This window comes from uncultured Leptotrichia sp., from assembly GCF_938036635.1.
In the GTDB taxonomy this organism is placed as follows: domain Bacteria; phylum Fusobacteriota; class Fusobacteriia; order Fusobacteriales; family Leptotrichiaceae; genus Leptotrichia; species Leptotrichia hongkongensis.
On the sequence record NZ_CALHQO010000561.1, the window covers coordinates 1 to 4,341 of the forward strand.

Sequence of the window (4,341 nt, forward strand, 5' to 3'; positions counted from 1 at the left end):
GTTATCTTTGTTCTAAAGATTAGATATATTGCTCCTATAACCATGGCAACTATTGAAAGTTCACCAATAATCCCTCTATCTACTAGAATAAATGAAGCTAATCCTGTCATGTTCTGCCCTGAAATTTTTAACACTTCTGAATTAGTCCACGCTTGTGAATTTGGAGCTAAAATAGCTGGGAAAAACGTCAATACGAATAATTTTCCTAATATTACTGGATTAAAAATCTTTTTATCTGTCCCTCTATATACAGCTTTTCCAAATAATGTCGCTGTCCCTCCTGCAAATGCTGCTACATAAAGTGGAGTAAATGGAGCAAGAACAAGCCCTGTCAAAGCTCCTATTGTAATTCCCGAAAGATCCTTTAATGTTCCTTTATTTTTCTGTATTATTAATGAAAATATTATGTCTACCGCTTCTGAAGCTCCTACTGCTGATAAAATTACTAGAAGTGGTGTTGTTTCATAAATAAAGAATGCAACAAACAACATAGGAAGCAGAGACACTAAAATATCTATATTTGCCTTGGTTATATTTTCCTGTAATTCCTTTTTCTTTCTAAACATATTAAAATTTCACTACCTTTCTTTTATAATTTAATTTTTTCCTTAACCCCAGTAAATACAAAAAGTTGCTAGACAAACCTCTGGTATAGCTGTCCTATTCTGGCGAGCTTGAATCTCCGCCACCTGATGACGAACCTCCTGAACTGCTTCCGCCACTGCTTCCGCTTCCAGATCCGCTGCTGCTTCCTCCAGTTGATTTTGGAGATGAATCCTGTGATTTAACTTTTGACGGTTTTTCCTGTGGAGCCGCTTCTGTAGACGGATCGCTGTTTTTCAGACGGCTATGCTTAGGTGCTTTAGATAAGCCGTTATTGTTTCTTCTGTTTCTTTTGTTGGATTTTTTCCCATTAAGTCCATTTTCATTTGCTGCGCTTGGATTTTGTGCATTTGGATTAGCATCTGCTACAGGCTGCTGTGGTACGACCTGCTGTTGAGGAGTGTTTGGTGCAGGCTGTTGAGGCTGTGCCGTATTTACTGCTGCGGCAGGTTGCTGCTGTGCAGGCTGCTGTTTTGAATCATCCTTCTTGGCATTATTTTTTGCCGTATTATCATCTTTTTTAACTTCTTTTATTTTGTCACCGACTTTTTTAGTTTCATCTCCCAGCTGTTTCAATATATTTTTTGGATTTTTTGAGTCCTGGCTTCCAAATGCCACTAATACAACTGACATTAGGAACAAAATGACACTTTTTATTTGCTTCATATCTCTTCTCCTAACTTTTTATTTATTTAAACAAAATATAATTTATATAAATGAATCACAATAATTTTTTGTTAATTTTTATTAGAAATATCAAAGTTTTTATTATATAATGCTTTGTAAATTCCATCTTTGCTTAATAATTCATTATGACTTCCTATTTCTTTTACTTCACCTTTCTGTATTACTACTATTTTATTACTATTTTCGATTGTTGTCAACCTATGAGCGATAACAAATGTTGTTTTCCCTTCCATAAGTTTTTCAAGCGCATCCTGAACCAGCTTTTCAGACTCATTATCAAGAGCTGAAGTTGCTTCATCCAAAATTAATATTTGAGGATTTTCTAAGATTGCACGTGCAATTGCAATTCTTTGTTTCTGTCCACCTGATAATTTTACTCCACGTTCCCCAATTTCAGTATCATATCCCTCAGAGAGATTTTCAATAAATTCATGTGCGTTAGCTTGTTTAGCAGCTTCCACAACTTCCTCAAAAGTAGCATCTTGACGGCTATATTTTATGTTACTAAGTATCGTTCCAGAAAAAAGGAATGTCTCCTGTGGTACAATTCCTATTGCTTTACGTAAACTCTTTATTTCATAATCTCTAACATCAATTCCATCAATTTTTAATGAACCATTCGATACATCAAAAAATCTTGGTATTAAATTTACAAGTGTTGATTTTCCACCACCTGAATTCCCTACAAAAGCAACTGTTTCACCTTTTTTAACATCTAAATTAATGTTTTTTAATATTTTTTCAGGATTATCTTTATATTCAAAATCTACATTTTCAAAACTTATTCCATCTGTAAAATTCTCAAATTTTATGCAGTTTTCTTTATTTACAATAGATGGCATTTCTTCTAAGATTTCAGAAACTCTTGTAATTGAAGATAAGTTTACGCTTATTGCATTAAATCTTGTTATGGCGCGTCTTGCAGGTGTGTACATTGATGAGATAGCACCTATTATTGTAATAAAGTCTCCAGGCGTAAAATTTTTTGCCCTCAAAACACGATATCCACTAAACATCAATAAAAGTGCAATTATTATATAATTTAATGCTTCCATGATGGAATTAGCTTTCGCATTGTATCTGGCAGATCTTACAGCAATTTTCTTTAAACTATTATTTTTTTTCTTAAAATTATTTATTTCATACTCTTCTGTAGCAAATGCCCTTATAATCCTAATCCCCGACAATGTTTCCTGCAACTTGGAATTTAGTCCATCTAATGCCTCTTGCCGCTGCCTTCCTGAACGCTTTAGCCTTTTTGCATATCTTCTTACTGTAATTACAAGGATTGGAGTAACAACCATGACTCCTAAAGTTAAATCAAAATCTATATAAAATGCTATTCCTAAAAAAAAGACTACTTTTATTATTTCAGAAATCATATCAAAAATCTCTAATATAATTGAATTTATATTGCTAGGGTCTGTCATAACACGCGTCATCATATCCCCTATTTTTTTGCTTGAAAAATATTCCATATCTAAAGTCTGTATCTTGTTATAAATATCAGTAACTATGTCCTTATAGATAGAAGATGAAATTACAGTTGAAAGAATTGTATTCCAATACATAAGTACTGCTCCAACTGCCGCAAGCATTATCATTGCTCCTGCCGCATACAAAATATCCTTTTCACTTTTTCCTGCAATACCTTTATCAAACAGCCTTTTTATTAAAGCTATTGGAGCTGAAGAAACAAGAGATGATATTGTTGCAAGTAAAAGATTCAGTATGATTAATATATAATATCTTTTTATATATTTTTTTAATTTTTTAATTACTCCAAAATCGAGTTCTATCTTTTTCATATATTTAAATTTGCCTTTCATTATTTGCTTTTATATGAAACCATTTTAAAATCGAACTAAAAATTTGTAGATTATTTTTTCAAAAATATTATTTTTTTTAACTCGCTCAATCTTTTTTAGGCTCAAATAAATTTTAAATTACTTTTTGTAAAATATCTGATTAACGTTTTTTGACAAAAATATTTCTCAATTTTCTATAATATGGACTACTTCCATCAGTCAGTTCATTTTTAAATTCGTCAAAACTCTCAAAATCGTCTCCACTTACACGATAAATCCAGTTTTTATTAAGTTTTAATGGATTTACACCTTTTCTTGTAGTAATAAATACATCAACTCCCAATTTTCTTATATCCTCCCGGTTCCCCTTGTATCGGTGGCCCCAAGGATATGCAAGGCAATCTGGAGTTTTTCCAAGATTTTCTTCAATAATTTTTTTATTTTCAAGAATTTCAAATTCCACAATTTTTCTAAACTCTTCTTCACTAATTTTGTCAAAAAATTCATTTTGCTTTTCTTTAAACAATTTATTCAAAAATTCCTTTTTTTCGTTTTCAGATTTATTATTTTCCTGAAGTTGTGCAATATTTCGATATTTTTGTACAAAATCCTTCTTTGGTCTGTATCCAGGAATTGAAATTTTACTTCTTAATTTAAATACTGGAAGTCCATTTAATTTTTCCATATCTTTTTTTTCGTCATAATTTCCTTCAAAAAATAAATTATAGCTTTCTCTTTTAAAATATGGCGAACTTTCATTATCATAAAAAGCAAGCACTTCAATATCCTTTACTGTTAACTGATGAGAATGTGTGTGAAGCTGAAAATCAACCAGTCCGCTTTCATACATTTCTCTTATTTCATCCCAGTTTAAATACGCTTCATCTTTTTCAATAAATTTTGTATTCAAAAATATTGTAGCTTTCATATTATACTTTTTCAAAATTGGAAAAGCTAAAGTGTAATTATTTTTATAACCATCATCAAAAGTTATTAATATTGAATTTTGTGGCAATGTATAATTTAATCCTTTTAGTTCCTCCATTTTAAAAGTTTTTTTATCTTTTATCCATTTTATATGTTCTTCAAATTCATCTACAAAAATTCCACCTTTTCCTTTTTCATTGTCAACACTATGATACATAAGACATAAAACAAAATTTTTTCTAGTTTTGTTATAAATGACAAATATAAAAAATAGTAGAATTATTATTAAAAATAAATATATCATTTTTCCATCCTT

At 30.6% G+C, this 4,341-nt stretch carries 4 protein-coding genes; all 4 read right to left on the reverse strand.

Annotation, left to right across the window (positions count from 1 at the left end; all coding sequences use genetic code 11):
* Positions 1 to 566: RnfABCDGE type electron transport complex subunit D (locus Q0370_RS11305; RefSeq protein WP_299575784.1), on the reverse strand; the 566-nt coding region annotated here is incomplete at its 3' end.
* A gap of 94 nt (positions 567 to 660) precedes the next feature.
* Positions 661 to 1,269: a hypothetical protein gene (locus tag Q0370_RS11310; protein WP_299575786.1), complete on the reverse strand. Its 609-nt coding sequence runs from the start codon at positions 1,267 to 1,269 to the stop codon at positions 661 to 663.
* Positions 1,270 to 1,340: 71 nt separating this feature from the next.
* Positions 1,341 to 3,098 (reverse strand): ABC transporter ATP-binding protein, encoded by a 1,758-nt coding sequence (locus tag Q0370_RS11315; protein WP_299575788.1) that lies wholly within the window; start codon positions 3,096 to 3,098, stop codon positions 1,341 to 1,343.
* 160 nt (positions 3,099 to 3,258) lie between these two features.
* Complete coding sequence (locus Q0370_RS11320) at positions 3,259 to 4,242, reverse strand: polysaccharide deacetylase family protein (RefSeq protein ID WP_299575790.1); 984 nt, start codon at positions 4,240 to 4,242, stop codon at positions 3,259 to 3,261.
* Positions 4,243 to 4,341 lie beyond the last annotated feature (99 nt).